The 26541-nt window shown below is 71.3% G+C and carries 28 protein-coding genes and 1 pseudogene; 16 read left to right on the forward strand and 13 right to left on the reverse strand.

Features of this window, described 5'->3' with window-relative positions; all coding sequences use genetic code 11:
• The first annotated feature begins 32 nt into the window (after window positions 1–32).
• Window positions 33–971 carry an NADP-dependent oxidoreductase gene (locus AB0M82_RS07695; RefSeq protein ID WP_364718921.1) on the forward strand — a complete coding sequence of 313 codons (939 nt, stop codon included), beginning with the start codon at window positions 33–35 and terminating at the stop codon, window positions 969–971.
• 150 nt (window positions 972–1121) lie between these two features.
• Here AB0M82_RS07695 and AB0M82_RS07700 read toward each other — a convergent pair whose 3' ends face one another.
• Window positions 1122–2192: a sugar ABC transporter substrate-binding protein gene (locus AB0M82_RS07700; RefSeq protein ID WP_364718575.1), complete on the reverse strand. Its 1071-nt coding sequence runs from the start codon at window positions 2190–2192 to the stop codon at window positions 1122–1124.
• A 91-nt stretch (window positions 2193–2283) separates the two neighbouring features.
• Here AB0M82_RS07700 and AB0M82_RS07705 point away from each other — a divergent pair, with 91 nt between their 5' ends.
• The 8 genes from AB0M82_RS07705 (at window position 2284) to AB0M82_RS07740 (ending at window position 8137) form a co-directional block, all read left to right on the forward strand.
• A complete protein-coding gene (locus AB0M82_RS07705) occupies window positions 2284–2706 on the forward strand; it encodes an SDR family NAD(P)-dependent oxidoreductase (protein ID WP_364718923.1) in 423 nt (140 codons plus the stop codon).
• 234 nt (window positions 2707–2940) lie between these two features.
• Window positions 2941–4302 carry an ATP-binding protein gene (locus AB0M82_RS07710; protein WP_364718576.1) on the forward strand — a complete coding sequence of 454 codons (1362 nt, stop codon included), beginning with the start codon at window positions 2941–2943 and terminating at the stop codon, window positions 4300–4302.
• Entirely contained in the window at window positions 4299–4715 is a 417-nt protein-coding gene (locus AB0M82_RS07715; RefSeq protein WP_364718577.1) for a roadblock/LC7 domain-containing protein, read from the forward strand. The genes AB0M82_RS07710 and AB0M82_RS07715 overlap by 4 nt, the downstream gene beginning before the upstream one ends.
• 1 nt (window position 4716) lies before the next feature.
• Window positions 4717–5076: a DUF742 domain-containing protein gene (locus tag AB0M82_RS07720; RefSeq protein WP_364718578.1), complete on the forward strand. Its 360-nt coding sequence runs from the start codon at window positions 4717–4719 to the stop codon at window positions 5074–5076.
• Window positions 5077–5128: 52 nt separating this feature from the next.
• The gene (locus AB0M82_RS07725) at window positions 5129–5662 is read left to right on the forward strand and encodes an ATP/GTP-binding protein (protein WP_364718924.1); all 534 of its coding nucleotides are present in this window, start codon (window positions 5129–5131) and stop codon (window positions 5660–5662) included.
• A complete protein-coding gene (locus AB0M82_RS07730; RefSeq protein ID WP_364718579.1) occupies window positions 5659–6867 on the forward strand; it encodes a cytochrome P450 in 1209 nt (402 codons plus the stop codon). Before AB0M82_RS07725 ends, AB0M82_RS07730 begins: the two co-directional genes overlap by 4 nt.
• A gap of 102 nt (window positions 6868–6969) precedes the next feature.
• Window positions 6970–7269, forward strand: a complete 300-nt coding sequence (locus tag AB0M82_RS07735) for a hypothetical protein (protein WP_364718580.1) — start codon at window positions 6970–6972, stop codon at window positions 7267–7269.
• Between the two features lie 283 nt (window positions 7270–7552).
• On the forward strand, window positions 7553–8137 hold the full coding sequence (locus tag AB0M82_RS07740; protein ID WP_364718581.1) for a DM13 domain-containing protein: 585 nt from the start codon (window positions 7553–7555) through the stop codon (window positions 8135–8137).
• Window positions 8138–8175: 38 nt separating this feature from the next.
• Here the strand turns inward: AB0M82_RS07740 and AB0M82_RS07745 are convergent, their stop codons facing one another.
• Window positions 8176–9024 carry a hypothetical protein gene (locus tag AB0M82_RS07745; protein ID WP_364718582.1) on the reverse strand — a complete coding sequence of 283 codons (849 nt, stop codon included), beginning with the start codon at window positions 9022–9024 and terminating at the stop codon, window positions 8176–8178.
• A 401-nt stretch (window positions 9025–9425) separates the two neighbouring features.
• The gene (locus AB0M82_RS07750) at window positions 9426–9896 is read right to left on the reverse strand and encodes a DUF2690 domain-containing protein (protein ID WP_364718583.1); all 471 of its coding nucleotides are present in this window, start codon (window positions 9894–9896) and stop codon (window positions 9426–9428) included.
• Window positions 9897–10132: 236 nt separating this feature from the next.
• Between AB0M82_RS07750 and AB0M82_RS07755 the strand changes: the two genes are divergently transcribed.
• Entirely contained in the window at window positions 10133–10393 is a 261-nt protein-coding gene (locus AB0M82_RS07755) for a hypothetical protein (protein ID WP_364718584.1), read from the forward strand.
• A gap of 51 nt (window positions 10394–10444) precedes the next feature.
• On the opposite strand, the gene AB0M82_RS07760 is transcribed toward AB0M82_RS07755, so the two are convergent.
• From AB0M82_RS07760 to AB0M82_RS07770, 3 genes are read right to left on the reverse strand one after another with little or no spacing between them, the layout of a single operon-like run.
• Window positions 10445–11314 (reverse strand): carbohydrate ABC transporter permease, encoded by an 870-nt coding sequence (locus tag AB0M82_RS07760; protein ID WP_364718585.1) that lies wholly within the window; start codon window positions 11312–11314, stop codon window positions 10445–10447.
• Complete coding sequence (locus tag AB0M82_RS07765; RefSeq protein WP_364718586.1) at window positions 11311–12270, reverse strand: sugar ABC transporter permease; 960 nt, start codon at window positions 12268–12270, stop codon at window positions 11311–11313. Before AB0M82_RS07765 ends, AB0M82_RS07760 begins: the two co-directional genes overlap by 4 nt.
• Before the next feature lie 5 nt (window positions 12271–12275).
• Window positions 12276–13652, reverse strand: coding sequence for an extracellular solute-binding protein (locus AB0M82_RS07770; RefSeq protein WP_364718588.1), 1377 nt, complete (start codon window positions 13650–13652; stop codon window positions 12276–12278).
• Between the two features lie 113 nt (window positions 13653–13765).
• Here AB0M82_RS07770 and AB0M82_RS07775 point away from each other — a divergent pair, with 113 nt between their 5' ends.
• The 5 genes from AB0M82_RS07775 to AB0M82_RS07795 all read left to right on the forward strand — a co-directional run bounded on the left by AB0M82_RS07775 (window position 13766) and on the right by AB0M82_RS07795 (window position 19743).
• Window positions 13766–14845, forward strand: coding sequence for a zinc-binding alcohol dehydrogenase (locus tag AB0M82_RS07775; protein ID WP_364718589.1), 1080 nt, complete (start codon window positions 13766–13768; stop codon window positions 14843–14845).
• Window positions 14815–15618, forward strand: coding sequence for a sugar phosphate isomerase/epimerase family protein (locus AB0M82_RS07780; RefSeq protein ID WP_364718590.1), 804 nt, complete (start codon window positions 14815–14817; stop codon window positions 15616–15618). Before AB0M82_RS07775 ends, AB0M82_RS07780 begins: the two co-directional genes overlap by 31 nt.
• A gap of 6 nt (window positions 15619–15624) precedes the next feature.
• Window positions 15625–17490, forward strand: a complete 1866-nt coding sequence (locus AB0M82_RS07785) for a glycogen debranching N-terminal domain-containing protein (protein ID WP_364718591.1) — start codon at window positions 15625–15627, stop codon at window positions 17488–17490.
• 164 nt (window positions 17491–17654) lie between these two features.
• Window positions 17655–18641, forward strand: a complete 987-nt coding sequence (locus AB0M82_RS07790; protein ID WP_364718593.1) for a Gfo/Idh/MocA family oxidoreductase — start codon at window positions 17655–17657, stop codon at window positions 18639–18641.
• Complete coding sequence (locus AB0M82_RS07795) at window positions 18628–19743, forward strand: zinc-binding alcohol dehydrogenase (protein WP_364718594.1); 1116 nt, start codon at window positions 18628–18630, stop codon at window positions 19741–19743. The genes AB0M82_RS07790 and AB0M82_RS07795 overlap by 14 nt, the downstream gene beginning before the upstream one ends.
• A 16-nt stretch (window positions 19744–19759) precedes the next feature.
• On the opposite strand, the gene AB0M82_RS07800 is transcribed toward AB0M82_RS07795, so the two are convergent.
• The 4 genes and pseudogenes from AB0M82_RS07800 to AB0M82_RS07815 all read right to left on the reverse strand — a co-directional run.
• The gene (locus tag AB0M82_RS07800) at window positions 19760–20962 is read right to left on the reverse strand and encodes a glycosyltransferase (RefSeq protein WP_364718595.1); all 1203 of its coding nucleotides are present in this window, start codon (window positions 20960–20962) and stop codon (window positions 19760–19762) included.
• Window positions 20959–21993, reverse strand: coding sequence for a glucosyl-3-phosphoglycerate synthase (locus tag AB0M82_RS07805; RefSeq protein ID WP_364718597.1), 1035 nt, complete (start codon window positions 21991–21993; stop codon window positions 20959–20961). Before AB0M82_RS07805 ends, AB0M82_RS07800 begins: the two co-directional genes overlap by 4 nt.
• 244 nt (window positions 21994–22237) lie before the next feature.
• On the reverse strand, window positions 22238–22675 hold the full coding sequence (locus tag AB0M82_RS07810; protein ID WP_364718599.1) for a pentapeptide repeat-containing protein: 438 nt from the start codon (window positions 22673–22675) through the stop codon (window positions 22238–22240).
• 4 nt (window positions 22676–22679) lie between these two features.
• Window positions 22680–22838 (reverse strand): annotated as a pseudogene (locus tag AB0M82_RS07815) (pentapeptide repeat-containing protein); the annotation flags it as partial.
• 9 nt (window positions 22839–22847) lie between these two features.
• Between AB0M82_RS07815 and AB0M82_RS07820 the strand changes: the two are divergent.
• Window positions 22848–23441, forward strand: a complete 594-nt coding sequence (locus AB0M82_RS07820) for an alpha/beta hydrolase (RefSeq protein WP_364718600.1) — start codon at window positions 22848–22850, stop codon at window positions 23439–23441.
• 33 nt (window positions 23442–23474) lie between these two features.
• On the opposite strand, the gene AB0M82_RS07825 is transcribed toward AB0M82_RS07820, so the two are convergent.
• Genes AB0M82_RS07825 through AB0M82_RS07835 form a run of 3 tightly spaced genes read right to left on the reverse strand, consistent with a single transcriptional unit; the run spans window position 23475 to window position 26538 of the window.
• Complete coding sequence (locus tag AB0M82_RS07825; RefSeq protein WP_364718602.1) at window positions 23475–24719, reverse strand: hypothetical protein; 1245 nt, start codon at window positions 24717–24719, stop codon at window positions 23475–23477.
• Complete coding sequence (locus AB0M82_RS07830) at window positions 24716–25489, reverse strand: ATP-binding cassette domain-containing protein (protein WP_364718603.1); 774 nt, start codon at window positions 25487–25489, stop codon at window positions 24716–24718. The genes AB0M82_RS07825 and AB0M82_RS07830 overlap by 4 nt, the downstream gene beginning before the upstream one ends.
• Window positions 25489–26538 carry a sugar ABC transporter substrate-binding protein gene (locus AB0M82_RS07835; protein WP_364718605.1) on the reverse strand — a complete coding sequence of 350 codons (1050 nt, stop codon included), beginning with the start codon at window positions 26536–26538 and terminating at the stop codon, window positions 25489–25491. Before AB0M82_RS07835 ends, AB0M82_RS07830 begins: the two co-directional genes overlap by 1 nt.
• Window positions 26539–26541: the final 3 nt, after the last annotated feature.

The following is a 26541-nucleotide window of genomic DNA, read 5'->3' on the forward strand; positions in this document are numbered from 1 at the left end:
CCCAAGCTGAGCGCATGAACGACACCACCACCATGCGGGCGATCAGCCAGGACGTCTTCGGCGGTCCCGAGGTGCTCAAGGAGGTCCGGCTGCCGCGGCCGGCGCCGGGCCCCGGCGAGGTCCTCGTCCGGGTGCGCGCCGCCGGCGTCAACCCCACTGACTGGAAGCACCGCGCCATCCCCGGGCTCTTCCTCGGCGAACCGCCGTTCGTCCTCGGCTGGGACGTCTCCGGCGTGATCGAGACGACCGGCGCCGGCGTCGCCCTCTTCAAGCCGGGCGACGAGGTCTTCGGCATGCTGCCGTACCCGTACGGAGCGGGCTCGCACGCCGAATACGTCACCGGCCCGGCCCGCGCCTTCGCGCCCAAGCCGGCCGCCATCGACCACGACCAGGCCGGCGCGCTGCCCCTCGCCGCCCTCACCGCGTGGCAGGCCCTCGTCGACACCGCCCACCTCGAAGCCGGCCAGCGGGTGCTGATCCACGCGGCGGCCGGTGGCGTCGGCCACCTCGCCGTGCAGATCGCCAAGGCTCGCGGAGCGCACGTGACCGGCACCGCCAGCGCCCCCAAGCACGATTTCGTGCGTGCCCTGGGCGCCGACGAGGTCCTCGACTACCGCACGACGGACATCGCCGAGGCCGTCCGCGACGCCGACGTCGTCCTGGACGCCCAAGGCAGCGACCACGCCATCCAGTCGCTGCGCAGCCTGCGCCCCGGCGGCCTCCTGGTCTCGCTCCGGCTCGACGACGGGATCCCGGCGCTCGCCGCGGAGGCGGCCCGGCTCGGGGTGCGCGCGGAGGTCATGCTGGTGGAAGCCGACCACGCGGGAATGACCGCGATCGCCCGTCTCGCCGCCGACGGCCGGCTGCGGGCCGTGATCGCCGGCAGTTTCGAGCTCGCGGACGCGGCGAAGGCGCACGAACTCGGCGACACGGGCCGCACCGCGGGAAAGCTGGTGCTGACCGTGCGGTGAGGCCGCCCGGACGCCTCCGCCTGAGCTCAAAGCCGTGAATGTCGCATTGAGGGACTTGAAGTCCCTCAATGCGACATTCACGGCTTTTGGCGGTCGCGACCGTGGGGACCCCCTGGTCCTACCCCGTCAGAGCAACGTCGGCTCACCGGATCAGCCGGTTTCGTACAGTTCGGCGTCCAGGATCGTCCGTTTGGGCACCACGTGGCCGCGGTGCATCTTGACGAGAAGGTCGACGGCGCCCACCGCGAGGCGGTGGGTGTCCTGGACGACGGTGGCGCGGAGCGGGCTGCTGCCGGTGTCGATCAACGTCCTGGCTTCGAGCACACCGTCGATGCCGACCACGACGGTGCCGGCGGTGGCCGCCGACGGAGCGGACAGGAGGGCGTCGACCGCGCCCAGCGCCATCTCGTCGTTGGTGCAGAAGATCGCGTCGAGACAGCGGCCCTCCGGCAACTGCCGGAGGTGGGCCCGGACCGCGTGGTAGGCGCGTGACCGGACGAACTCGCACCGGTCGTCGGTGGTGACCTCGACGTCGGGCAGGGCGGAGCGCAGCGCTTTCTCGCAACGCTGCTGCCGGCTGTCATGTTCGCGGCTGGCGATGACGAGCACCCGCGGGCAGGTCTTCCCGCGCAGGCGCGCGACCAGCCAGTTCCCGGCCATTTCGCCGAGCTCACCCGTGTCGTAGCCGATGAACGCGGTCTTGTCCGGGTATTCGGGCTCGGTGGGAAAGGGTTCGAGATCGGCGAAAACGACCGGCAGGCGGGATTCCCGGCAGAACGTCGTCAGATCCTCGCGCAACCGGACGACTTCGCCGGCGATGATCACGCCCCCGATGTAGGCGTCCTTCCTGCGGAGAATGCGGCGCAGGTGATGCGCCTGCGCACCGGCGTCGTAGTCCCGGTCCGGCACTCGGAGCACGAGGTCGACGTCATCGCGGTCGAGCGCGCTGTGCACGCGTTGGACCAGGTCGGCCAGGTAGTACTTCTGCTTGAAAGCCGAGGTCATCAGGAAAGCCGCGGCCGGTCTTTTCCGGGAGCGCCGGGTCGCCACCCGGAAAACGACCGCGACGACGGCGGAGACCACGGCCGACCAGACCACCGTGGCACCGGCCGAAATCCCGGCCTGCAGCGCTTTGGCGAGAACGGCCAGGATGACGCCGCTCAAGACGGAGGTGGTCACCGCGAACAACGCCGGTGTGCGATCGCGGTCCAGCCGAACCATCTCGGATCCCCCTCTGTCAACGGCGTCGCCGGAGCGTGATCGTACTGCGGTTCGCCATATCGCCGCCGCATAGTTCGTTATACGGCTGCGCATCACCCGGGCCGCGTTGCCGCCCATGCTCGAACGCCGCGCCGGAGGCGTCATCAACGTCGCCTCGGTGGCCGCGTTCTTCTCCCGTGACACCTACAGCGCGTCCAAGGCGTGGGTCGTCACCTTCAGCGACAGCGTCCGGCAGCAGACCAGGGCCAGCGGAGTCCACGTGATGGCGCTGTGCCCCGGCTGGGTCCGCACCGAGTTCCACGAACGCTCGGGCATGGACACCGCCGAGATCCCCGCCTTCATGTGGATGGACTCGAACCGGCTCGTGACAGCGGCGCTGCGTGATCTCCAGCGGGACGTCGCGGTCAGCGTGCCCGGCCTCCGGTACAAAGTTCTCATCGGACTCGCCAAGATCCTTCCCCGGCGTCTCACCACTGAGCTGTCCGCCCGCGCGGGCAGCCGGCACGACCGCTGAGTCAGTTCCACGAACAGGCTAAAACTCGTTGGTGATTGTTTGCCCGGAAACATCGAGAACCGGCGAAGTCATGCCATCGTGATCAGTTCCGCCGAGCCGGCGCAGAAACCCGGCTGAATTCGAAGATTGACCCTTACGGACGGGAAAGATGGGCGCTAGGGTCTCGCCGCGTGGTGCGATCCGGCTTCGCACGCCTGAAGTCCCTGTCTCCGACCGCCCACGAGGACCTGATCGATGTCAGTGCACTTACCCGCTCACCGTCAGGCCGAGCGCCTGCCGGTGGGCCGAGCCCTGTTCGTCCTGCCGGCCGCGATCGTCGTCACCGGCGGAGTGTGGTGGTGGATGACGGCCGGCGTGCCCGCGGCGGAACGGACGTTCGTGGCCTGGTACGGCGGGGTGGCCGCCGCCGTGGTCTGTGCGGCGGTCACCGTCGCCGCGTACTGCGCGCAGGCCGCGCGCCACTCCCGTGGCCGAATCGCGGTGCTGGACGCGGAAGCCGCGCGGCTCGCCGACGACACGCTGCCCACGGTGGTCCAGCGTGTGCGTGACGGCGCGTCGGTGGACACCGTGCTCGCCGAGCTGCCGAGTTCGGTCGACGGCGCTCGCCGACGTCTGCTGGGGACGGTCGCGCAGGAGATCAGCCGGGGAGAGCGCATGCGCGCGGCCACGATGGCGGCCTGCGCCAACGCCGCCGGCCGCGTTCAGGCACTGGCCACCAGCATGCTGGCCGACCTGCGGGAGATGGAAGGCCGATACGACGAAAACGTCCTCGGCGACCTGCTCAAACTGGACCACAGCACCGCGCAGGCGGGCCGGCTGGCGGACAGCATCGCGGTCCTGACCGGAGCACGTTCCGGCCGGCGCTGGACCAAGCCGATCGTGATGGAAAGCGTCCTGCGCGGAGCGATGGGGCGCATCAGCGCCTACCAGCGGGTGCGGACGCACTCGACCAGCACCGTCGCGGTCGCCGGGTACGCCGCCGAAGGGATCATGCACGCCCTGGCCGAACTGATGGACAACGCCACCAGCTTCTCCCCTCCGTCGGAGGACGTGCACGTGTACGTGGAGGAGGTGCACGCGGGGGTCGTGGTCACGATCGAGGACAGTGGCCTCGTCATGAGCCCCGCGGCGCTGGAGCGTGCCGTGCGGGCGGTCTCCGCCGAGCCGCTGGACCTGACCACGCTGTCCGGCACCCGGCTGGGCTTGGCAGTGGTGGGTTGCCTGGCGCGCAAACACGGCCTGAGCGTGCACTTCAGGCCGTCCGCGCGGGGCGGCACCGGAGTGGTGGTCATGATCCCCCGGCAGTTGATCACCCAACCCGGACCGGACGCTCCGCCGGTCCCGCCGAGCGCGACACCCGCAGCAGGCACTCCGCCCGCCGGCAAGCCCGCGGCCGCCGCGCCCGTGTCCAAAGTGGAGAGTGCGTCGTCCGGGCTGCCGCAGCGACGTCGCGGGCAGACGCTGGCGGCCGCGCCCAAGCCGGCGCCGCCGCCGAGTCCCGCACCGGCCCGGGCCGACGCCGGAGCGAAGTTCAGCGCGTTCCACGCGGCCGGCCGGAGAACCCGCCCTTCTGCTCCCTCGGAGGACAGCCGATGACCCCCACGGATCACGACCTCGACTGGTTGCTGGAAAACCTCCTGAACAAGACGCCGGGCACCCGGCACGCCCTGGTGCTGTCCAAGGACGGCCTCAAGCTCTGCCACACCCGCGGGCTCACGATCGACCAGGCCGACCAGCTGGCCGCCATCGCCTCGGGCATCCAGAGCCTGGCGTACGGCACGTCCATCGAGTTCGGCGACGGCACCGGCGGCGTGCGCCAGTCGATGACGGAGTTCCACGGCGGGATGCTGTTCATCGTGGAGGCCGGCGCAGGAGCCCATCTCGCCGTGATCGCCGCCGACGACGCGGACGTGGGCCTCATCGGCCACAACATGAACGAGCTCGTCGAGCAGCTCGGCGAGTACCTGACCGCCCCGGCCCGCCCCCAGCAGCGCACCGCGGCCGGATGACATGACCTGGGAAGACCTTCACCGCGAGGCCCCGGACCGGTTGTACACCGTCACCGGCGGGCGTAGCCGAGCGAACGAGACCGCGCTGGACCTGGTGACGCTGATCGTGAGCGAAAGCGATCCGGTCCCGGGCATGCAGTCCGAGCACGTCAAGATCCTGCGGATGTGCCGTCACCCGACGGCGATGGTGGAGGTCTCCTCGGAGCTGGGCCTTCCGGTGAGCGTCGTGAAGATCCTCTTGTGCGACCTGCTCGACACCGGCCGGATCACCGCCCGCCATCCGTCCTCGGCTCCCGCCGACACCAGTCTGCCCGATCTCGAAACCCTGAAGCAGGTACTCGTTGGACTGCACAAGCTCTGAGCAAGACACCCGTACTCCGCTGCCGAGCACCGCCAGGGACGGGCTGAAGATCGTGATCGTCGGCGGGTTCGGGGTGGGCAAGACGACCATGGTCGGTTCCGTCAGCGAAATCCGCCCGCTGAGCACGGAGGAAACCATGACGCAGGCGGGCGTCGGGATCGACGAGGGCGCCTCGCACGGCAAGACCACCACCACGGTCGCGTTCGACTTCGGGCGGATCAGCCTGAACGAGCACATGGTGCTGTACCTGTTCGGCGCACCGGGTCAAGAGCGGTTCTGGTTCCTTTGGGATCGCCTGTTCGCCGGGACACTGGGCGCCGTCGTGCTGGTGGACACCCGCCGGCTGGCCGACTCCTGGTACTCCATCGACCGCCTCGAACACCACGGGACGCCCTTCATCGTCGCGCGCAACAACTTCGGCCGGCCGGAACACACCCTGGACCAGGTACGGCAGGCACTCGACCTGTCCGACGACGTTCCGCTGATCGACTGCGACGCCCGCCGGCGCGACTCCGGCAAGACCGTCCTGCTCACTCTCGTCAACCATCTCTTCGCCCTGTCCTCCGTCCGGGAGACCACGCCATGACCACGTCCCAGCCCGCACTCGCCACGCCGTTGTACGGGCCGCAGTTCCAGCAGAACTCCGCTGATCTTTACGCGGAGTTGCGGCGGGCGCAGGGGCCGGTGGCCCCGGTCCTGCTCGACGGGGACGTGCCGGCCTGGCTGGTGCTGGGCTACCGCGAGGTGCAGTACGTCGTGAGCAATCCGGAGGTCTTCGGGCGCGACTCGAGGCGCTGGAACGCCTGGGATCGCGTCCCGCCCGACTGGCCGTTGCTCCCGCTCATCGGGTACCAGCCGACGCTGATGTTCGCCGAGGGCGCCGAGCACCGGCGGCGGGCCCAGGCGCTCGACGACGCACTCGGCGCCGTCGACCAGTTCGACCTGGGCGCGCGGGCCCAGCAGGTGGCCGACCGGCTCATCGATGCCTTCGCCGGGAGCGGCGAGGCGGACCTGATCACCCAGTACGCCGACGGCATCCCGCTGCCCGTCGTCGCCCGGATGATCGGCGTGCCGGACGCGGAAACCGACGACCTGGTCCGCGACGTCTACCAGACGCACGCCGCCGGCGAGGGCGCGAACGAGGCCTACGCGCGAGTCCGGGAAAAGGTGCGGCGCATGGTCGAGTCCAAACGAACCGACCCCGGCCCGGACGTCACCTCGCGGCTGCTGGCCCACCCGGCCGCGCTCGCCGACGAGGAGATCACCGAGGACCTGCTCCACCTGATGAACGCGGGACAGCTGCCCACCGCGTACTGGATCGGCAACACCCTGCGGCTGATGCTCACCGACGACCGGTTCGCGATGACGCTGTCCGGCGGACGCCGGAGCGTCGGCCAGGCGCTGAACGAGGTGCTCTGGGAGGACACGCCCACCCAGAACTTCCCCGGCCGGTTCGCCGTCCACGACGTCCGGCTGGGCGGGCGGCAGATCCGCAAGGGCGACCTGATCATCCTCGGGCTCGCCGCGGCCAACCAGGACCCGCTCGTCCGGCCGGACCCGCGGACCTCGACCGGCAACCAGGCGTACATGTCGTTCAGCCACGGCGAACACCGGTGCCCGTACGCGGCCCAGGAGATCGCCAAGGTCATCGCCGAAGCCGCGATCGAAGTCCTGCTCGACCGGCTCCCGGACGTGGTACTGGCGGTGCCGGCCGACGCGCTGGCGTGGCGGCCGTCGCCGTTGTTCCGCGGCCTGGCGGCGCTGCCGGTGAAGTTCACACTGGGCTGGTGATCCCGGGTCGCATGCCGGTGCCGGACGCCGTGCTGGTACGAATGGTGGCAGACAGTTTCCGGCGGCAATGCTAGAACCGAAGACATGCCGCATCGATATTCCGTGATCACCGTGGCGGTCGCCTTCCTGACCGGCGGCGCGGTCGCCACCGCGAGCCCCGCTCAGGCCGCGGACGGCCTGAACCAATATTTTGTCGCCTCCGCGACCTCACTGTTCGCGGTGAATCAGATATGGAACTTCCCGGGCCCCAGCTTCCCGTTACCGGTCTCGATTTCCCGGCTGGTCGACGGTTCCCCGCAGGTGGTGGCCAGCGGCAGGGGCTCCGTGAGCTACCAGTGCAACGGCACGGCGATCAACACGTACACCGCCGTGGGCAAGGAACTCACGGTCCCCTGCGGCTGAGCGGACCAGGTCGCGACGGCGGAGAGCCTGCGGGCCTTCGCCACCGGGAAGCTCGTCCTGGTGGTCGACGAGTTCCCGATGACCGTCACGGGAAAGGTCCGCAAGGTCGAGTTGCGGGAGAAATCCGTCCGGATCCTCGACCTCGGCGAGGCCGCCGCGATCAGGAACGCGTGACGCGGCGGCGCCGGGCAAACACGGCCGTAAGGGATCGGTAACCACCCACCGGGCCACGGCTTGGCGATTCGTCCCGTTGAATGAGGCGCAACGGACAAGGGAGACCGGGATGTATCGCGCGCGAAGCAGGCTGACTCGGCCGTGGGTGCTTGGTGTCCTGGTGGCGGGTCTGGTCGCGGTCGCCGCGGGGCTGTACTGGTTCCAGCCGTGGCAGCTCTGGGTGGACGAGACGGTGCAGGAGGGCCTGCCCCCGGCCGCGGCCGCACCGACGTCCCAGACACAGTCCCAGCCACAGCCCGCGCCGCAGTCTCCGTCGCCCTCTCCGTCCCCGCCGCCCGTGGCTCGCGACGTGGCGACCGGGAAGCTGATCAGCCACGAACACGAGACCAGCGGCACGGTCCGGATCGTGCGCGCGGCCGACGGGTCGCTCGTGCTCCGCGTGGAGAACCTCGCCACGAGCAGCGGCCCGGACGTGCACGTCTGGCTCAGCGACGCGCCGGTGAAATCCGGAAAGGACGGCTGGGACGTGTTCGACGACGGCAAGTATCTCGACGCCGGGAAGCTCAAGGGCAACAAGGGAAACCAGAACTACGCACTGCCCGCTGACGTCGACTTGACCGTCTATCGGAGCGTGAGCATCTGGTGCGACCGCTTCAATGTGTCCTTCGGCGCCGCCGAACTCACGACTGCTTGAAGATTTCTTGGACACCAAGCCGAGTAAGGCCGCCCCTGCTACTGCCTCGCGAGCGCCCATGGCATGAGTTTCTCGGCGAGCGCCCGGCTGAACGGGCGTACCAGTGCCTGCAGTTCGGCGCAGGCGGACTCGCCGATGTGAGCGTAGGGAATCACGCTGTTCTCGTCGGTCGTCTTCTCGATTTCCGCTCGGCGGGCGGCGCCCGCGGGCGTGAACGTCAGGTCGGCGTCGTCGGTGAGCCAGTCTCGCTCGCGGAGGCCGGCGATGGCCTGGTTCCAGTCCTCCTCGGACCACGACCGGGAGGTGCGCAGGGTCTCGGCGGGGACGGCGCCGGAGGCGGCGTGGGTGACGAGGGCTTCGATGCCACGCAGACCTGCCGTCAGCAGGGCGGCGATGTGTGCGTCGCCGCGGTACTCCCGAAGCAGGGTCTGCGCGTGCCACAGGACCAGATGAGGCTGGGTGGGCCACGGCAGGGCCGCGTGGGCGGCGAAGAGAGGGCGGCCGGTGACGTCGCCGGCGATCGTCTCGGCGGCCTCGCGCAGGAGAGCGGCGGCTCGGCGCATCTCGGGCGAGGTGACCGCGTCGCCCAGGGTGCCGCGCAACGCCTGGTCGGCCGCGGCGTAGCGCGCGGCGAGGACGGCACCCGGGTCGGTGGCGGACCAGGCGGCGGTGATCGACTCCTGGACGAGGGCCGGGTTGAAGTTGTAGAAGGTCGCGACCACGACCGGCGCCGGGACCGCGCCGAGCGCCGCCGACCTCGACGCGAAATAGCCGGCGCGGCCGGTGAGACCGAGCTCCGCGTATGCGGCGGCTGCTTCCGGGGCGAAGTAGATCATTCCGTGGTAAGGCTCGAGGAATCGCCAGGTCCGGCGCGCCGCTTCGATCACCCGGTCAACATACCACCCGGTCGGTACGGCGCGGGGTCACCGACACGGGTCACCCGTCCGACACGACGCCACCTTCGAACTCATTCGGGCCCTCCGGGGACCCCGCGGTTAGGGCCGCTGGGGCCGGCAGGGTGGCGGAAGCGGGAGGAGCTTTCAGGCGGAGTGACCAAGCGGTGGGGGGGGGGGGGGGGGGCCCCCCCCCGGCCCCCCCCCCCGGGCGGGGGGGGGGCGGGGCGGTGGGCCGGGACGGGGCCGCCCGGGGGGGGGGGGGCGGGGGGGGGGGGGGGGGGGCCGCCCCCCGGGGGGGGGGGGGGCCCGCCCCCCCCCCCCCCGCGTCCCCCGTCTTCGGTCCCGGCGGCTCCCGGTCCGTTCTCCCGGATCGGGCCTGCCTCGGGGCCGGATCAGTACGGGGAGGTCCAGGCCGAGACCCAGTGGCGAAGGCTCCAGTCGTGATCTTCTCCGTAGGCGCTGGACGTGATCGGGTCCTTGTCGTAGACCATCGCGGTGTAGCACGTCGTGTCAGCCTCGTCGACGAGACCGCACTTGTACTCCTTGCCGTCCGAATTCCGGTGGATCAGGGCGGAGCCGCCGGTGAACTCGAACGGGACAGGACCGTAGGCGTTGCTCAGCCGAGCCCACGCGGTGTGGCATTTGACGCTGTACCGCAACTCCACGTACGCGCGGCTCCAGTCGTTCCCGGCATGGAGGTGTGAGGTCGCCTTCGTCGTGGCGTCGTTCGCGCATCCGGTCGCGATCGAGTCCTTGCCGTCGTAGGCGTAGGTCGCGGCTTCGGCCGGGACGGCCGCCGTCAGCAGCAGCCCGGCGGTGATCAAACCGATGGCGGCCCGGGTGAATCCCGTGCGTACGTTCACGTTCCCCTCGTTTCCCTAGGTGACTGAACCCGCGCCAAAGCCCCCTGGCGCGTGCTGCCAGCGTGGCCGCCTGCCGCTGGGACGAACAGCGACAACCTCTACAGTTCACCTGCGCACTTGGCCGGGTTCTCCCCCGGCGCAGAGCGTCGCCGCAGTCTTCACCGCAGGGTCTGAGTTCCCACGGCGGCCGGCATTTCAGCTCCACGGGAGCCCGCGGCCTCGGCGAGCCGGCCACGTTGGGCAGCGCGGCCGCGGTCGGCAACGCCGTCTTCAACGCCACCGGCATCCGGATCCGGGACCTGCCGATCGCCCTCGACAAACTCATCACCGGGCCGCGCTCAAAGCTCGCCCAGGAGGCGTCCCAGACGCGGTCCCTGACGGCTCCGAAGGCAAACACCCAGTTCATCGGGCCGCAGCGCCTCGACGCGCCCCGCCGAAAGGCGACAAGAGGGCTGTGCGTCTTTCAGGCCGCGCGGCCTCAGGCCGTGTTAGCGTGAACTTTCACCGGGTGAACAGCCCACCCGGATCGTCTCCGGCGCCTTCTCGGATCAGGTCTTCTCCGCACCACTGGTGAGACCCTCGGTCAGCATTCGCTGTGCCGCGTAGAAAAGGATCACGATCGGGACGGTCAGCACCACCGACCCGGCCATCAGCACGGTCTTGGGGACCTCGACGCCGTTGGACAGCTGGGCCAGGCCGAGCGAGACCGTCCACCTGGTCCGGTCCTCCACCAGGAACAACAGAGCGAACAGGAACTCGTTCCAGGCGATCATGAACACGTACAGCCCGGTCGCCATGATCGCCGGGCCGGCGAGCGGCAGGGTCACCCGCCACAGGATCTGGCGGCGCGTGCAGCCGTCGATCGCGGCGGCCTCCTCGACGCTTTCCGGGATCGTCGCCAGGTAGTTCCGGAGCAGGTAGATCGACACCGGCACGGTCTGCGCGATGTAGACGATCGCCAGTCCGGCCAAGGAATCCCGCAGACCGAGCTTGGTGAAGAGCACGAACAACGGCACGGCCAGCAGCACCGAGGGGAACAGGTACACGGCCAGGAACAGCGCGTGGATCTGGCGGCGCCCGAAGAACCGGAGCCGCGTGAGCGCGTAGGCGCCCGGGATCGACACCAGCAGCGTCGCCGCGACCGTGCCGAACGACACCAGCGCCGAGTTGCCGAGCAGGGCGAGCATGCCCTGCCCGCCGTCTTCCGCCGGGCGCAGGACGTCGGCGTAGGTCGACACGGTCCATTCGCTGAACCCGGTCCACAGCGCGCCGGGGTCGCGCAGGAGGTCCTCCACGGGCCGGACGGACAGCAGCACCATGTAGGCGAACGGAAACAGGGTCGCCACGGCGAGCAGCCCGAGCACGACCCACCGCAGCACGCCGAAGAGCCGGGTTTCGAAGGTGTCGCGGTCCATCATCGGCCGCCCTCCTGCGGTGCGAAGAACTTCAGGTAGACGGCCAGGAACACCATCAGCACCGCGGCCAGCACCAGCGCCTGCGCGGCCGCGGCGCCGACGTCGAACCGGGCGGTCAGGAACTGGTACACCCGCACTCCGGCGACGTCGGTGCCCGACGCGCCCCCGGTGAGCAGGTAGACGTCGTCGAACTTGGTGAAGTTCATGACGAAGCGCAGCATCGCCAGCAGGGCGATCACCGGCGCGAGCTGCGGCAGGATCACGTGCCGGAACCGCTGGGTCGGCGTCGCGCCGTCGACCAGCGCGGCCTCCTCCAGCTCGGCCGGCACGGCCTGCAACCGCGCGAGCAGGAACAGGAAAGCGAACGGGAAGTAGCGCCACGCCTCGAACGCGATCACCGTCAGCAGCGCGACCGGGATCCCGATCTCGAGCCCGAACAGCGAAACCGTCGTCTCCCGCTGGGTCAGGAACCCGACCGGCCGGTCCCAGCCGAGCAGCCGTGTCCCCCACTCGTTGACGATGCCGTACTGCGGGCTCAGCATCACCTCCCACACGAACGCGACGGCCACCACCGGGGCGACGTAGGGCAGCAGCATCGCGCCGCGCAGCACACTCCGGCCGCGAAACGAGCGCCGCAGCGCCAGCGCGGCGGCCAGCCCGAGCACGATCGAAAACACCGTCCCGCCGATCGAGTACGTCAGCGTCGTGCCCACGGAGCTCCAGAAGCCCGGCGACCCGAACACGGTGGCGAAGTTGCGCAAGGTGAGGTTCTCGAACAGCCCGGTGCCGCGGACGTTGATCAGCCGGACCCGTTGGAACGCCAGGACGAGCGTCCACAGCAGCGGCAGGACGACGACGGCGAGCACCACCAGCAGCGTGGGAGAGACCAGTGTCAGGCCCGCCCGGTTCTCCCGCTGCCGCAGCGTCGGCCGGGTGATCGTGGCGGCGCGGGAAGGCATGCCGCTCACCGCAGCGAAGTCTGGATCGCCCGGACGTCGGCCGCCGCCTCTTCGGCGGCGTCGTCCGGCTCGGTGCCGCTGAGCACCGCCGCGACCGCCTTCGGCACCGGTGCCTCGCCGAGGGTCGCGCCCACCAGCACACCTTGTCCCTGTTCGAATCCCCAGCGGCGGAACTTTTCCGGGCTTTCCCGCAGTGCGCGCATCGTGTCCTCCGGATAGATTTCGCTGAGCGGACGCCGGGTGTCCACCCCGGCGGGCAGTCGTTGCCAGGCCGTGCTGAAGCGGCGCGGATCGCCGGGAACGCCGGTGCGCACCGGGATCTTGCCCTCCGGGGCCAGGCCGATCCAGTCGGGGTAGGCCTGCTCCCCCATCATGAACTCGACGAACCTCTTGGCCTGCTCCCGTTTCGCGCCGACCGGCATCGTCCAGGACGTGAGCTCCCCGAACTGCGCGGGTTCCGCCGCGGCCGGGCCCTTGATCGCCCCGACGACCCCGCTGACGCGGGCGAGGAAACCGGGGTCCGCACGGCACTCCGGGCACGACGGCACCGCGTCGTCACGCAGTCCGCCGAGCTCATCGAGCAGGTAGGAGGACCAAACGACCATGGCCGCCCGGCCGGCGAAGTAGGTCGCGCGGCTGCTGTCGATGTCCTGTGAGCCGGGTGGCGCGTAGTCCGCCAGCTGCCGGACGAAGCGGAACGTCTCGCGGCAGGCGGGGCTGTCCAGCGACACCTGGGCGTCCTGGCCGACCAGGGCACAGCCATTGGCGAGCGCCAAAGCCTCGAACGCCTGCCCGGTCGCGCCGTCCGCCGCCGAGGTCGACATCGTGATCCCCGCCTGGGCCCCGCGGTTCAACGCCTTCGCGGCGGCCAGGATCGCGTCGTAGCTGTCCGGCGGGCCGAGCCCGGCGGCGGCGAAGAGGTCCTTGCGGTACACCAGAATCTGCGCCCACCCGTCGGAAGGCACGGCGAGCTGGCGGTCGCCGTCGCGGGTCAGGCGCAACGCGTGTTCGGAGAAGGTCGGCGGACCGAGCGCGTCGACGACCTCCCGGGCGGCGGCGGTGTCGAGCAGGTCGTTGCCGGCCAGCTGCCAGGTCGCGGTCAGCGGCAGCGCGCCGATGACGTCGGGCATCCGGTCCGCCGCGGCCGCCGACATCACGAGCTGGCTGAACTGGTTCTCGTCGACCGCGACCAGCTTCACCCGGATCCCGGTCGCGGCGGTGAACCGGGCGGCTATCCGTTCGGTGGCCTGTACCCGGTCGGTCTGGTTCTCCAGGCTCCACACCACCAGCTCGTCGTCTTCCGCCGGCCCGCCGGAACAGCCGGTGAGCAGGCTCGCGGCGAGCAGGACGGCGGCTCCGCACGCGGCGGTTCGGGTACGCACCGGGCATCACACTCCCTGACCGGATGAATCGGTGGTGCTATCAGGATCCCGGCTTTCCCCGCACCCCGCCGAGAGGTATAGCTGAACAGGACGAATCCGGGAGGTGCGTTCGGGTGTACCGCGTCGTCCAGTTCACCGGCCCGCGACAGGTCGAAGTCGCCGAGCTGCCGAGCCGCGCGCTCGGCCCGGGCGAGGTGCGGGTGCGGACCAGGTACTCCGGGATCTCGGCGGGCACCGAGCTGACCGCGTACCGCGGGACGAACCCGTACCTCACCAAAACGTGGAATCCCGCCACCCGGTTGTTCGGCGGCGCCGGCACCGCCCCGAGCCAGTCCTACCCGATCCCCGGTGGGGGCTACTCCGAGGTCGGCGAGATCACCGAGGTCGCGCCGGACGTCGACGGCGGCCCGGCGCCCGGCGACCTGGTGTGGGGCATCTGGGGCCACCGGGGCGAAGCCACCGTCCCGGCGGGCACCGTGCGGCCGGTGCCCGAGGGTGTCGACCCGCTCGCGGCGTCGTTCGCCAGAGTCGGCGCGGTGGCGCTGAACGCGGTCCTCGCCGCGAGTCCGCACCTCGGCGAGCTGGTCACGGTGTTCGGCCAGGGCGTGATCGGCCTGCTGGTGACGCAGATGGCGCTGCGCAGCGGGGTCCAGGTCATCGCCGTGGACACGCTGGAACGCCGGCGGGACAAGGCGACGGAGTTCGGCGCGGAGCTGGTGCTGGACCCGATGGCCGGCGAGGTCGCCGAACGGGTCCGCGAGTACACCGGCGGCACCGGCGCGGACGTGGCGATCGAGATCAGCGGCTCCTACCTGGCGTTGCACGAGGCGATCCGCACGGTGACCACCGGCGGCCGGGTCGTCGCCGCCGGCTTCTACCAGGAAGAGGGCCGCGGGCTGCGGCTCGGCGAGGAGTTCCACCACAACCGCGCGGAACTGGTCAGCTCGCAGATCGGCGGGGTGCCGGCCACCCTGTCCGGGCGCTGGGACCAGGCGCGGCTGAACGAGACCTTCCTGTGTCTGTGCGCCCGCCGGGTGCTCGATCCGGTCTCGCTGGTCACCCACGTGCTGCCGCCGTCCCGGGCCGCCGAGGCCTACGAGGTGCTCGACACCAACCCGGCCGGAGCGCTGCAGATAGTGCTCGATTTCGAGGAGGATCAGGCATGTCCGCCTTCGCCTGCCAGGAACAGCTGATCCCCGGCGACACCCTCGAACGGAAGTGGGAGTTCGCCACGGCCGCCGGCTACGCGGCGATCGAGCTGCGTGGCCGCGGCGGCTACACGTTCCGCGAGCGGCTGCCGGAGCTCAAGCGCGCGGCGGCGGCCGGGGTGGTGATGCCGACGGTGTGCGTGGAGATGTCCCACTTCTTCGGCGCGTTCGACGCGGAGCTGCGCGCCGACGCGATCGCCCAGCTGAAATCGCAGCTGTCCCTGGTCGCCGAACTCGGCGGGCGCGGCGTGATGACTCCGGCGTCGTACGGGATGTTTTCCCGCCGCCTGCCGCCGTTCGAGCCGCCGCGTGGTGAGGCGGGTGACCGCGAGGTGCTGCTGAACGGGCTGATCGAGCTGGGCGAGCACGCCGCGAGAGAGGGCGTCGAGCTCTACCTGGAGCCGCTCAACCGCTACGAGGACCACATGGTGAACCGCCTCGCGGACGCCGCCGGGCTCATCGAGGAAACCGGGCTGGACTCGCTCCGCGTCGCCGCCGACACCTACCACATGAACATCGAGGAGGACGATCCCGCGGAGGCGCTGCGCGAGGCCGGCGGGTACGTCGCGCACGTGCACGTCAGCGAATCCAACCGGCACCAGCCCGGCACCGGGCACGTCGACTGGGCCGGCGTGCTCGCCGCGCTCGCCGACATCGGGTACGACGGGTACCTGACCCTGGAATGCCGTCCGCGAGGCGACCCCGCCGAAGCCGTCGCCGCGGTCCCGGCGTTCCTGCGCTCCCAAGCACCGGCCTGACCACCCGTGGACGGCCACCTCCTCCTCGCGGGGTCGACGTTCCTCGTCACCGACGAAGCGGGTGACGTCCCGGGCGGGGACGGCGGCCTGTTCGTCGACGACACCCGGCACCTGTCGGCCTGGCAGCTGCTTGTGGACGGAGACCGGCCGCGCCCGCTGGCCGCCCGCCGGGACGACGTGTGCGCCGAAGTCGTACTGGCGCCCGTGGTGGCCCGGGGCAGCGATCCGCCGTACGCGGTGTTCCGCACGCAGGTCCTGGACGGAACCGGGCTGGTCGAGCGGCTGCGCGTGCGCAACCTGGAGGATTCTCCCCGCACGGTGGAGGTCCGCTGGCTCGCCGCGGCCGACTTCGCCGACCAGTTCGAGCTGCGCACCGACCGCGGCTACGCCAAGCCCGGCGCCACCCGCGCCACCGATGCCGGCCCGGACGGGCTCGTCCTGCGCTATCGCCGCGACGGCTACGTCAAGACGACCACCGTGTCACCCGGGCAAGCCGTCGCCGACGACCGCGGCCTCGTGTGGCGGCCGCGGCTCGGCGCCCACGCCGAAGCGACCCTGACCGTGCGAGTCTCCGCGGCCGGGCGTGGACCGGCCGACGTCGACCTGGCCGTGGCGGACCGCCGGGCCGAACGGGACGAGTTCCGGTCGGCGTTCACCCTGCCGGAGATCGACGACCCGACGCTGCGCGCCGCGGTCCACAACGGACTGGACGCGCTGGCTTCGTTGATGATTCCGGTGCCGGGGTCGCCCGGTGCACGGGTTCCGGGCGCCGGCGCCCCGTGGTTCCTGACGTTGTTCGGCCGCGACAGCCTGATCACGTCGATGGCGGCCCTGCCGTACGCCCCCGGCATCGCGGCTTCGACGCTGCGTGCCCTCGCGGCACACCAGGGGCGCGAGGTGCGTCCCGACCGCTGCGAGGAACCGGGGAAGATCCCGCACGAGCTGCGGTCCGGTGAGCTGAGCCGGTTCGGCCAGGTGCCGTACGCCCGGTACTACGGTTCGGTCGACGCCACCCCGCTGTTCCTGGTCACGCTCGGCGCGCACCACGAACGGACCGGCGACGACGCGCTCGCCCTCGAACTCGAACCGGCCGCCCGCGCGGCGGTGAGCTGGCTGGAAGACCACAGCGGCCTGACCGGCCGCGGATTCCTGGTCTACCGGACGGACTCCCCCGGCCTGGTCCACCAGTGCTGGAAGGATTCCGCCCGGTCGATCGTCTTCCCGGACGGCGAGCCCGCGCCGGGCCCGATCGCGGCGTGCGAAGTCCAGGGGTACGCCTTCGACGCGTTGACGCGCACGGCGCGGCTGGCGCGCCACGTGTGGCACGACCCCCGCTACGCCGATCGCCTCACCGCGCGGGCCGACGCCCTCCGCGACCGCTTCACCACCGCGTTCTGGTCGCGCGAGCAGGACTTCCCCGCCTTGGCGCTCGACGCCCGGGGCCGGCGCGTCGACCTGCTGGCGTCCAACGCCGGGCACCTGCTGTGGAGCGGCCTGCTGGACGCGCGCCAGGCGAACGCGGTGGCGGACCGGTTGCTGGCGCACGACTTCTTCTCCGGCTGGGGCCTGCGCACGGTCGCTGCAGGACAGGGTCCATACCATCCGCTCTCCTACCACAACGGCGGGGTCTGGCCGCACGACACGGCCATCGCGGTCGCCGGGTTCGCCCGCTACGGGCTCGGTTCGCCGGCCCGCCGGCTGGCGGACGGCCTGCTCGACGCCGCCGCCCGATGTGGTTTCCGGCTGCCCGAGGTGCTCACCGGCTTCGGCTCCGGCGAGGTCGCCGATCCGGTGCCGTACCCGCATTCCTGCTCCCCGCAGGCGTGGGCCGCCGCGGCGCCGCTGTTCCTGCTCACCGCGTCGGCCCGGTGAGCACCTCCGGCAGGCAGGGGTTTCTTGGTCGCGTAGTCAAGGATTCCTCTGCCGCGCAAGCGGTCAACGGAAGGCCGTGGGCGGGGGACCAATCCCGGGGTTTCGAACTCGGACGAGCGGCAATCCCCGTCCTACCGGAGACATCCTGGAGGGAAGGAACCGTCGTGGCCGTATGCCGGATCGGGTTCGTCGGAGCCGGCGGGGTCGCCGCCCGCCACGCCCGCATGCTCGCCGAGTTCGACGACGTCGAGCTCGTCTCCGTCACCGACATCGACGCCGAGCGGGCCACGGAGTTCGCGGCGGCACACCGGATGCGGGCGGTCCCGGACGTCGACCGGCTCCTCGACACGGGCCTCGACGCCGTGTACGTGTGCGTCCCGCCGCTGGCGCACGGATCCGCCGAGGAGGCCGTGGCCGCGGCCGGGCTGGGGTTGTTCGTCGAGAAGCCGATCGGGCTGGACTGCGAAACCGCGGCGCGGATCGCGCGGGCGGTGGCGGACGCGGGGATCGTCACCGCGGTCGGGCACCACTGGCGCTACTCCGACGCCGTCGGCTGGGCCCGCGACGCGTTGCGCGACCGGCCGGTGCGGCTCGCGATGGGTGCCTGGCTCGACAAGGTCCCGCCGGTCAGCTGGTGGACGCAGCGCGGGAAGTCCGGCGGGCAGGTGATCGAACAGGCCATCCACGTGCTCGACCTGGCCCGGCTGCTCGCGGGCGAGGTGAGCGAAGTGCACGCACTCGGGGACGGGCACCCGCCGGACGCGCCGGACGCCGACGTCGACGGCGCGACGGTGGCGAACCTGCGGTTCACCGGCGGTGCCGTCGGCACCCTCGCCGCCACCTGCCTGCTCGGGTGGAAGCACCGCGCCGGCTTGGAGGTCTACGCCGACGGGCTGGCCTTGACCGTCACCGAGGACACCCTCGAAATCCGCGACGGCGCCGATGGGCCCGAAGTCCGTCATGTCGAACCCGACACCGCGAAACGGGCGGCGGACCGGGCCTTCGTGGACGCCGTCCTCGGCCGCGCCGACGACGTCCGGACGCCGTACGCGGAAGCCCTGCGCACCCACCGGCTGGCCTGCGCGGTGGCCGAGTCGGCCGGCCGAGGTGTCCCGGTCCGGATCGAGGAGGCACTCGATGTCCCATGCTGACCAGCTGCTCGTCGTCGAACGTCCCGGCGAGGTCGGCTTCCGCGCCGAACCGCTCGACGGGCCGCCGCCGGAGGGGAAGTTCGACGTCCAGACCCTCTACAGCGGGCTTTCCGCGGGGACCGAGCTGGCGTTCGTGAAAGGCACGCACCCGCGGCTGAAGACGGGCTGGGACAACGAGCTGGGCTTGTTCACCGGGGACGGGCAGCACGACGGCTACCCGGTCCTGCGCTGGGGGTACATGCAGGTCGGCCGGGTCGTCGCGAGCCGCAGCCGCGCGCTGGCGCCGGGGACGCTGGTCGCGATGGCCTACGGGCACCGCGGCGGGTACCGCGGTGACCCGCTGGCCGACCGGGTCGTCCCGCTGCCGGACAACCTGGACCCGCTGCTCGGCATCTACGTCGCCCACATGGGCCCGATCTGCGCGAACGGGCTGCTGCACGCGGCGGCCGAGCTGCACGGCACCGATGTCCGTTCCCTGGCCGACGGAGTCGCCGGACTGCGGATCGCGGTGACCGGCGCCGGCGTGGTCGGGTTGCTGACCGCGTTGTTCGCGCGACAGCACGGCGCGGACGACGTCGTGCTCATCGACCCGACACCGGAACGCCGCCGCGTGGCGGAGGCACTCGGCTTCGCGACCGCCGACCCGGACACCGATGACGTCGCCGTGCTCCTCAAGACGCGCTGGCGGCACCGCCCCGGCGACCGCGGCGCGGACCTGGTGTTCCAGTGCCGCGGTCAGGCCGCCAGCCTCGGGCTCGCCCTGCGGCTGCTGAGGCCGCAGGGCACCGTCATCGACCTCGCGTTCTATCAGGCCGGGGCGGGGGAACTCCGGCTCGGGGAGGAGTTCCACCACAACGGCCTGTCCCTGCGCTGCGCCCAGATCGGCCGGATGCCACGCGGTCTCGCCCACCTCTGGGACCGCGAGCGGCTGTCGGCCGAAACGATCGCCCTGCTCCGGGCGGAGGGCAAGCCGATACTGGACCACCTCATCACCGACATCGTCCCGATCGGCCGGGCACCGGAGCTGATCAGCGCGCTCTCCGAGCGCCGCCGCCACGTCCTCCAGGCGGTCTTCACCTTCGACGACGGACCCGGCCGGTGAACGGCGTTCGACCCCTTCAAAGCGCGGCGGCGGCGACGCGGCTGCCCCCGACGCGACGCGGGTGTGCGGGCCGGGTGCCGTCCAGCACGGTTTCGTAGAGCCGCAGGTACCGCCGGGCCATCACCGCCGGGGTGAACCTCTCCGCCGCGGCTGCCCGGCAGGCGGCGGAGCTGAGCTCCGACGCCCGGGTCAGGCAGGCGACGAGCGCGTCCTCGTCGCCGGGGTCGACCAGCAGCCCGGTGCGCCCCTCGTCGATCAGCTCGGGCAGGCAGCCACGGCGGTAGCCCACCACCGGCGTGCCGAGCGCGAGCGACTCCACGACCGCCGTCCCGCCGGGTTCCTCCCAGTGCAACGGGAACACGGTCGCCATCGCCCGGGCGACCAGCTCGTCGCGAGCGGCGGCGCCCAGTGAGCCCACCCAGCGCACGCGGCGCCCGTCCACGTGGGGGCGCACCTGATCACACCAGTACCGCACGTCCGGGTGCCGCGTCGCCTCCGGATCGGTGGCGAGCCCTCGCTCGAGCGCCTCGGGGGTGCGGTACGGCCCGATCGGCCCCGCCAGCACGAGGTCGATCCCCCGCCGGCGCGCCTGGCACGCGGCCACGTGCTGTCCCTTCGCCGGCGTGACCCGGCCCAGCACCACGGCGTACTCGGCCTTGCCAGGCCCGGTCCGCTGGTCGGCGTGCTCGGCCAGCGGCGTCGCGAGGTGCACGTGGCCGACGCTGTGCGCACGCAGCGCGTCGGGCGCGTGAAGCAGCTGGCGGGCCGAAACGCCGTTGACGCGCACCCGGCCACGGCCGTCGAACGCGCCGTAGAACTCCGGATGTTTCGCCAGGTCCCAGTGCAGGGTGTGCAGCACCGGCGGCACCTGCTCGCCGGCGGCGCCCAGCATGGCCGGGCCGACGACCTCGAGGTGGTCGTGCACGAGGTCGATGTCGTTCCGCGCGCGGAGTTCCGCGAGCACGCGCTGCACGTGGGCGGCGGCGATGCCCATCACGCGGTTGTACGGCCGCAGGAGCTGCGCGAACTGCGGCTCGTCGTACACCGACAGCACCTCGTCGGCTTCCAGCGTGCTCTGGCCGATGGTGGCGAGGACGACGTGGACTCCTCGCCGGCGCAGCTCGGGCACCAGAGCGGCGACGATGTTCTCGATGCCGCCGTACCCGTCGGGCGGAACCGGCAGCCACGGGCCGGCGTTGATCAGTACCCGGAGGCTCATGACTGCCTCCCCGGCGCCGCGGCGGCGGCCATCTCGCGCACCGTGGCCAGCGGCGGCCGTTCGGGAACGGTGACATCGGTGACGAGCGCCTCCCGCCGGCCACCGCCGGCCGCGGCCACGTGCCGGAACTGCGCCAGCCGGGCCGGCGCGTCGGGCGCGCGGCCCCGGCCCTGCCGTTCCAGCCGGTCGAACGCGGTGAGCATGACCTGCGCCGACATCCGGCCGAGTGCCTCGGTGCCCTGGTTCCGGTGCCGCCGCTCCCCCAGATCCACCTGCGCCAGCGCGTCCAGGCCCACCAGCTCCAGCAGGTCGATCAGCAAGGCGATCTCGATGCCGTAGTGGCTGACGAACGGCACCGCCTCGAGCACTTCCCGGCGTCCGGCGTACTCACCGGCCAGCGGCTGCACGAAACCCGCCAGCCGCGGCCAGTACAGGTTGAGCAGGGGCCGGGCGACCAGTTCGGTGACCTGGCCGCCGCCGTCCGGTTCGACGTGTCCCGCCCGGATCAGCGGCCGCCGGTAGAGCCCCTTGACGTAGGCGACACCGCGGTCGGCCAGCAGCGGCCCGAGCAGCCCGGTGACGAATTCCGGCGGGCACCCGATCAGGTCCGCGTCGATGAACGCCACCACGTCACCACTCGTGGCGTAGAGGCCCTTCCACAGCGCTTCCCCCTTGCCGGTCAGCGGCGGCAGGTGGCTCAGCACCTCGTCCTGGCGCACCACGGTCGCACCGGCGGCCTCGGCGACCTCCGCGGTCGCGTCGGTCGAACAGGAGTCGACCACCACCAGCTCGTCCACCAGCCGGTGCCGCCGCATCATCAGCTCCCGCACCATCTCCACGATGAGCCCGACCGTCTCGGCCTCGTTGTGCGCCGGCAGCACCACACTCACCGTGGTGTTCCCCTTGGCCGCCACCAGGTCCCGCACCGGCCAGTCGCCGGCAGCGGAGGTCCGGGCCGCGAGCCACCGCCGGACCTCCGGTCTCAGCTCCGGACCGCCGAAGTGGTGGTTCGATCGGGAAGTCGGGCGCATCGGGACTCCTCACCGCTTCGAGGTATGGGCCCTTCCTGGTTGCCGATTTCGCCGGGTTCAAACCCTTTTGGCACTGACCGTGCCCATTCATTCGCGGTCCAGGACGATGGTCGGTTCCAGCTCCTCGGCGCCGTCCTCGGCCACGACCTCCGTCGCGCCTGCCGATTCCGCTGTGCCTTCCGGTGCGCAAACACGAAAACGGCGGCCCGCGAAGGCCCCGACGCCGGAGCTCGTCCACGCACGTTCACCGAGGCTCGGTGAACCGGGACAGTTCCGGCGGCACGCCATCCGGGAACTGGTCGGCGGTGAACCGGGGCGCCTGCGCGAAGCTCGCCCCGCGGAACTCCACGTCCTTGCGGAACATCGCGCCGCGCATCCCGGCGTTGCCGTCGAACGCGGCCCCGCGGAAGTTCGCCCGGCGGGTGAAGGTGGCCTCGCGGAAGCTGACGTCGCGGTGGAACGCGACGCCGTGGAAGCCGGCGTTACCGGCGAAGGCGGCGCCGACGAACCTCGTGTTGCCGGCGAAGACCGCGCCCCGGAACTCGGAGTTGCCGGGCGAAACGAACCGAGCCGAACTCGGCGTCGCGGGCGAAGACGGTCTTCGTGAACCAGGCGGTGCGGACGAACCTGGCCCCGCCGAACCCGGCGTCGGCCGTGAAGGACGCGCCCTCGAACCGCGCACCCAGCACGAACTTCGCCTCGGCGAAGTCGACGTTTCCGGTGAAGGTCATGCCGCGAAACAGCGCGCGACCCGCGAAGGTGGCCCTGCCGAATCGGGCATCCTCGGTGAAGGCCGCCCCGGTGAAGCAGGCGTCGCCGAGGAACGTCACGCCGGTCAGCCGCATGGCACGCACGTGGCAACCGCTGAAGTCGGCGTCGCCCAGCGCCACGCCGCCGCGAGCAGGCCGTCCGCCACGGCGACCCAGTGCTCCCGCGTGTACCCGGTGTGCGGGCTCAGGCCGCGGTCCTCGCCGGGCAGCTTCACGCGATCATCCCTGTTCGTCCACGGCGACAGGGACACCACCTGCGCCTACTCCTCAGCCCGCCAGGCCTACAACGAAATCAAGTGGCCCAAGGCGTTCCTCACCTTCGTCGGCGGCAGCCACAACAAGCTGTACGTGCTGGCCCAGTTCACCCGCCACATCCGGCCGGGCATGCAGATCCTCGGCACGTCGGCCGGAAGCACGGCGGTCGCCCACGACCCAGCGGCCCGCCGCCTCGTCCTCGTCGCGGTCAACACCGCCGCGTCGGCCCAGACGATCACCTTCGACCTGTCCCGGTTCACCACCCTGCCCACCGGCCCGATCACCCGCTGGTCCACCTCGACAAGCAGCGGCAGCGATCGGTACGTCCAGCGCGCCGACGTCGGCCTCGACGGCAAGACGCTGCGAGCCGCCTTCGCAGCGGGCCAGGTGCAGACGTTCCAGCTCGACGGAGTCTCAGCCTGACGTGGCGGCTCGCTGGGATCTGCCGACGGTCCCTCAGGCGCGACCGTGTGCCGCTCGTGATCGGCGGGCCACCGAGTCGAGCGCGACCGCCAGCGCGAGGACCAGCCCCGTCACCATGAACCGGAACGACGAGTCGAGGTCGAGCAGCGTCAGCCCGCTCGAGATCGACTGGATCACCAGAACGCCCAGCAGGGCGGAGAAAGCACTGCCGCGCCCGCCGAACAGGCTGGTGCCGCCGATGACCGCGGCCGCGATCGCGTTGAGGTTGACGTCGCCGGCGCCACTGGCCTGGTTGGCCGCCGCGAGCCGCGCCGCGGCGATCAGCCCGCCGAGCGCCGCGAGCGAGCTGCACAGCATGAAAACGCTGATGTACATGCGTTTCACGTTGATACCGGCCCGGCGAGCGGCCTCGACGCTGCCGCCGATCGCGAACACGGCCCGGCCCCACGCCGTGCGGGTCAGGACGTAGTGCAGGACCAGCACCAGCCCCACGAAGCCGACGAACAGCCAGCCCACGCCGCGAGCCTGGTTCAGGTACCACACCGCGAAGCCGAGTCCCAGGAGGACGGCCACGCTCCGGGCCAGCAGCAGCGGGGTCGACCGCCCGGAAAGCCCGGCGGCCCGGCGGACACGGGCCAGCGAGTACCCGGTGAGGAACATTCCCGCCGCGGCCGCGGCGACCAGCACGTACGACAGCCACGCCGGCACGAAGTCGAGCTGGGCGAAGCGCACCAGCCCGGAGTCGAACGGCAGGTTGATGGCGCCCTTGCTGCCGAGGAGCCACAGCTGCAGCCCGAGGAACCCGAGCAGCCCGGCAAGGGTCGCGACGAAGCTGGGTACCCCGAGCCGGGTGACCATCTGCGCGTAGACCCAGCCGATCAGCGCGCCGGCCACGATCGCGGCGAGAATCGACAGCCAGACGGGCCACCCGCTGCTCACGAACGTGACCGCGGTGAGCGCGGCGGACAGCCCGCTGACCGAGCCGACCGAGAGATCGATCTGCCCGACGAGCAGCACGCACACGATGCCGAGCGCGATGATGCCGACCGACACGCTCTCCATCAGCAGGTTCACGAGGTTGGCACTCGACAGGAAGACCGGGTTGAGGATCTGGAAGACGGTCCAGATCACCACCAGCCCGACGACGATCGGCAGCGCGCCGAGGTCTCCGGACCGGATCCGGTCGGCGATAGCGCCGAGCGCGGGCTTGAGGCCGTCACCGCGGCGCAGCCGCTCGTCGAGGAGGTCCAGCGCGGGAGCGGTCTTCGTCTGCGTCATCGGTTCTCCCTCTCACGCACCCGTCGCGTCGCGACGTTGTCCCTCGCGCCGGTGATCGCGGCGACCAGGTCCTCTGTGGACACGTCACCCGCGTCGAAGTCGCCGTTGTTGCGGCCGAGGCGCAGGACCACGATGCGATCGGCGACGGCGCGGACGTCCTCCATGTTGTGGCTGATCATGATCACGCCGAGGCCGCGCTCACGCAGCCGCTCGATCAGGTTCAGCACCTCGGCCGTCTGCTCGACGCCGAGCGCGGCCGTCGGCTCGTCCAGGATGATGATCTTCGGGTCACCCAGCAGGGAACGGGCGATCGCGACCGTCTGGCGCTGCCCACCGGACAGGGACGCGACCGGGATCCGCACCGTCGGGATCTTCGCCGACAGCTGCCGCAGCAGCTCCCACGACCGGGTCTCCATCGCGACCTCGTCCAGCCGGCTCCGGCGGATCTCCCGGCCGAGGAACAGGTTCTCGACCACGTTGAGGTTCTCGCACAGCGCGAGGTCCTGGAACACCGTGGCGATGCCGAGCGAGTGCGCGGCCGCGGGGCTGTCGATCGTCGCCGCCTGGCCGGCGAAGGTGATCGTGCCCGTGTCCGGGCGGTGCACGCCGGCCAGCACCTTGACCAAAGTGGACTTCCCGGCACCGTTGTCGCCCACGATCGCGACCACCTGACCGGCGGACACGTCCAGGTCGACGTCCGTCAGCGCGGCGACCGCGCCGAAGTTCTTGCTGATCCCGCGCAGCGACAGGACCGCGGTGTCGGTCCGCATCACACGATCCCGTGCTGCTTGCACGCCGCCGCGTACTCGCCGGTGCACACCTCGGACGGCTTGATCTGATCCGACTTCGCCAGCACGTCGGCAAGGTTGGCCAGCGTCACCACCGTCGGATCGAACAGCTGCGACGGGGTGTTGAAGAGCGTCGTCTTGCCGGCCGGCTTCTCCCCTTTCACGAACTGGTACGCGACCTCGGCCGCGGCCTCCGCGACGATCTTGATCGGCTTGGAGATCGTGTTGTACTGCAGGCCGGCCACGACCCGCTGGGCGGCCGCGACCTCGAAGTCGTTGCCGGTCACCGGCGGCACGGGATTGACCCCGGCGGCCTTGAACGCCGCGATCGCGCCACCGCCGGTGCCGTCGTTGGCGGCCACCACGCCCGCGATGCGGCCGCCGAACCGGGTGATCTGGCCGGACACCCAGTCCTGGGCCTTGGCCGGCTGCCAGTCCGGCGTGTCGTACTCGGCGAGCAGGGCGAAGCCGCTGGTGTCGACCGCCGAATGGATGCCCTTCTTGATCAGCCCCGCGGCCGCGTCCGTCGGCGATCCGTTGACTTCGAGGAGCCCGCCCTGCGCGCCGGTTTCCTTGAGGTGCTTGACCAGGTCGTCGCCGATGGACTTGCCGATCTTCTCGTTGTCGAACGAGATGTAGTAGTCGGCCGGGGTCGCCGGGATGGGCCGGTCGTAGGCGATGACGGGCACGCCCTGGGAGCGCGCGGTGTTGACGATGCTCGCCGCGGCCGTCGAGTCGACCGGGTCGATCACGATCGCCTTCACGCCCTGCGCGAGGGCCGAGTTCGCCTGCTGCTGCTGGCGGGACGCGTCGGCGTTCGCGTTCTGGTAGAGCACCTCGCAGTCCGCGCACAGCTGCTTGATCTTCGCCTTGAACAGCGGGCTGTCGTACAGCTCGTACCGCGTCGAGGCGATGTCCGGCATGAGGAACGCGATCTTGGCGTTGCTCGCGCCGCCACCACCGCCCGTACCGGACGAGCAAGCGGACACGACCAGCGCGAGAGTCGCGACGAGCAGAGCGAGTCGACGCATGGC

It is taken from the genome of Amycolatopsis sp. NPDC051128, from assembly GCF_040682715.1.
In the GTDB taxonomy this organism is placed as follows: Bacteria; Actinomycetota; Actinomycetes; order Mycobacteriales; family Pseudonocardiaceae; genus Amycolatopsis.

Excerpts from the sequence above, each read along its gene's own strand:
- AB0M82_RS07740 (WP_364718581.1), top strand. The coding sequence starts at position 7,553 with ATGTATCGCGCGCGAAGCAGGCTGACTCGGCCGTGGGTGCTTGGTGTC.
- AB0M82_RS07765 (WP_364718586.1), bottom strand. The coding sequence starts at position 12,270 with ATGCCTTCCCGCGCCGCCACGATCACCCGGCCGACGCTGCGGCAGCGG.
- AB0M82_RS07700 (WP_364718575.1), bottom strand. The coding sequence starts at position 2,192 with ATGGTTCGGCTGGACCGCGATCGCACACCGGCGTTGTTCGCGGTGACC.
- AB0M82_RS07805 (WP_364718597.1), bottom strand. The coding sequence starts at position 21,993 with ATGCGCCCGACTTCCCGATCGAACCACCACTTCGGCGGTCCGGAGCTG.
- AB0M82_RS07715 (WP_364718577.1), top strand. The coding sequence starts at position 4,299 with ATGACCCCCACGGATCACGACCTCGACTGGTTGCTGGAAAACCTCCTG.
- AB0M82_RS07830 (WP_364718603.1), bottom strand. The coding sequence starts at position 25,489 with ATGCGGACCGACACCGCGGTCCTGTCGCTGCGCGGGATCAGCAAGAAC.
- AB0M82_RS07710 (WP_364718576.1), top strand. The coding sequence starts at position 2,941 with ATGTCAGTGCACTTACCCGCTCACCGTCAGGCCGAGCGCCTGCCGGTG.
- AB0M82_RS07720 (WP_364718578.1), top strand. The coding sequence starts at position 4,717 with ATGACCTGGGAAGACCTTCACCGCGAGGCCCCGGACCGGTTGTACACC.
- AB0M82_RS07835 (WP_364718605.1), bottom strand. The coding sequence starts at position 26,538 with ATGCGTCGACTCGCTCTGCTCGTCGCGACTCTCGCGCTGGTCGTGTCC.
- AB0M82_RS07730 (WP_364718579.1), top strand. The coding sequence starts at position 5,659 with ATGACCACGTCCCAGCCCGCACTCGCCACGCCGTTGTACGGGCCGCAG.
- AB0M82_RS07825 (WP_364718602.1), bottom strand. The coding sequence starts at position 24,719 with ATGACGCAGACGAAGACCGCTCCCGCGCTGGACCTCCTCGACGAGCGG.
- AB0M82_RS07800 (WP_364718595.1), bottom strand. The coding sequence starts at position 20,962 with ATGAGCCTCCGGGTACTGATCAACGCCGGCCCGTGGCTGCCGGTTCCG.
- AB0M82_RS07760 (WP_364718585.1), bottom strand. The coding sequence starts at position 11,314 with ATGATGGACCGCGACACCTTCGAAACCCGGCTCTTCGGCGTGCTGCGG.
- AB0M82_RS07695 (WP_364718921.1), top strand. The coding sequence starts at position 33 with ATGCGGGCGATCAGCCAGGACGTCTTCGGCGGTCCCGAGGTGCTCAAG.
- AB0M82_RS07795 (WP_364718594.1), top strand. The coding sequence starts at position 18,628 with ATGTCCCATGCTGACCAGCTGCTCGTCGTCGAACGTCCCGGCGAGGTC.
- AB0M82_RS07780 (WP_364718590.1), top strand. The coding sequence starts at position 14,815 with ATGTCCGCCTTCGCCTGCCAGGAACAGCTGATCCCCGGCGACACCCTC.